This is a genomic window from Parolsenella sp. (genome assembly GCF_982402205.1).
Map to the genome: position 1 here is coordinate 1 of NZ_CEVYAT010000201.1, position 1,954 is coordinate 1,954.

The following is a 1,954-nucleotide window of genomic DNA, read 5'->3' on the forward strand; positions in this document are numbered from 1 at the left end:
GGAGCCGCACCGTGTTTTCCTGGATCACCGACGTCTTCATGGCCATCATGCGCCCCTGCTATTCGCTCACGGGCAACTGGTGGCTCACCATCCTGCTGTTCACCGTCATCGCCAAGCTCGTGCTCATGCCGCTGTCGCTGTGGTGCCAGTGGAACTCCATCGTCATGGTTCGCATGATGCCCGCCCTCAACCGCGTCAAGGTCAAGTACTTCGGTGACCAGGAGCGCATCGGCGAGCGCCAGAGCGAGCTCAACCGCGAGTACCACTACCACCCGCTGCTGTCGCTCGTCCCGCTGGCGGTGCAGGTCGTGATCCTGTTCGGCCTGGTCGACGTCATCCACGCCATCGCCGACTCGGGCGCCGCGGGCACCGAGTTCCTGGGCCTGGTGCCGGCCGAGGACGGCGGCGCCTCCTGGGCGATGCCCGTCGCCGCGGCCCTCTCCGCCGTGGTCATGGGCTGCGCCTCCAACGTCATCAACCCGCTGCAGCGCGAGCAGTCCCGTGCCGAGAAGAACTCCACGAACGGCCTGTCCATCGCGCTGTCGCTGTTCCTGGGCGTCTACGTCTCGTGCGGCATGGCGTTCTACTGGGTGTGCTCCAACCTGCTGTCCGTCGCGGTCCAGGCCCTGTGTAACCTGATCGTCAGCCCGGCCAAGTACGTCGACTACGAGGACCTCGCGGCCTCCAAGGCCGAGCTCGACGAGCTCAACAGCCTCAGCGCCAGGAAGGGCCCCTGGTGGCGCCCCGACCCGCTCGCCCGCCGCGAGCGCGCCGACGTCCGCCGCTTCTTCTCGGTCGTGGGCAAGCACCTCGTGGTCTACTCCGAGCGCTCCGGCTTCTGGAAGTACTTCCGCGGCATGGTGGGGTGGCTGCTCGAGAACTCCGACGCCGTGGTGCACTACGTCACCGGCGACCCCGATGACCAGGTCTTCGCCTTCGCCCAGGACCACCCGCGCGTCGTGCCCTACTACGTGGGCGACAAACGCCTCATCACCCTCATGATGAAGATGGACGCCGACGTCGTGGTCATGACCCTCGACGACCTCGACAACTTCTACGTCAAGCGCTCCTACGTGAGCCCCTCGACGCGCTACGTCTACGCCTTCCACCACCCCACGAGCCTGCACCTCGTGAGCCACGAGGAGGCCTTCGACCACTACGACGCGATGCTTTGCGTGGGCCCCCACCAGGTGCGCGAGGCCCGCGCCCGCGAGGCCCAGGCCGGGCTCGCCCCCAGGGAGCTCTGTGCCTGCGGCTACGACCTGCTCGACCGGGAGAGGGCCGACTACCTCGCCCGCGCCCACGCCTCCGCAGGCCGCCCCTGCGTGCTCATCGCCCCGTCCTGGCAGCCCGACAACATCCTCGACCTGTGCGCCGACGAGGTCATCCGCCCGCTGCTGGGCCGGGGCTGGAGGGTCGTGGTGCGCCCGCACCCCGAGTACACCAAGCGCTACCGCGCCCGCTGGGAGTCGCTGCAGGCCCGCTACGCCGACGTGCCGGCCGAGGACCTGTGGTTCGAGCAGGACTTCTCGAGCTCCGACTCGATCCTCGACGCCGACGTGCTCGTGACCGACTGGTCGAGCGTGTTCTGCGAGCTCGCGCTCGTGGCCTTCAAGCCCTGCGTGTTCGTCGACACCCCCATGAAGGAGACGAACCCCAACTGGCGCGACCTGGGCATCGAGCCCACCGACATCTCCCTGCGCAACCGCGTGGGCCGCTCGCTGGCGGTGTCTGAGCTCGACCAGCTGGGAGACGTCGTGGCCGGGATGGTCGCCAACCCCGGGGAGTGGCGCGAGAGGCTCGAGGCCGTGCGCGACGAGATGCAGTACTTCCCGGGCCAGGGCGCCGAGAGGGCCGGCCGCTACGTGCTGGGCCTCGTGCTCGAGGCCCAGGCCGCCCGCGAGGGCGACGAGGCCGGCGTCGAGGCCGCCCGCGCCGGGCGCGCCGAGCTGCT

Annotated in this window: 1 protein-coding gene; it reads left to right on the forward strand. The window is 69.3% G+C overall.

Features of this window, described 5'->3' with window-relative positions; translation table 11 throughout:
• A partial coding sequence (locus tag AC1VTH_RS08015; RefSeq protein WP_481335638.1) for a YidC/Oxa1 family membrane protein insertase occupies positions 1–1,954 on the forward strand: 1,954 nt, incomplete at both ends.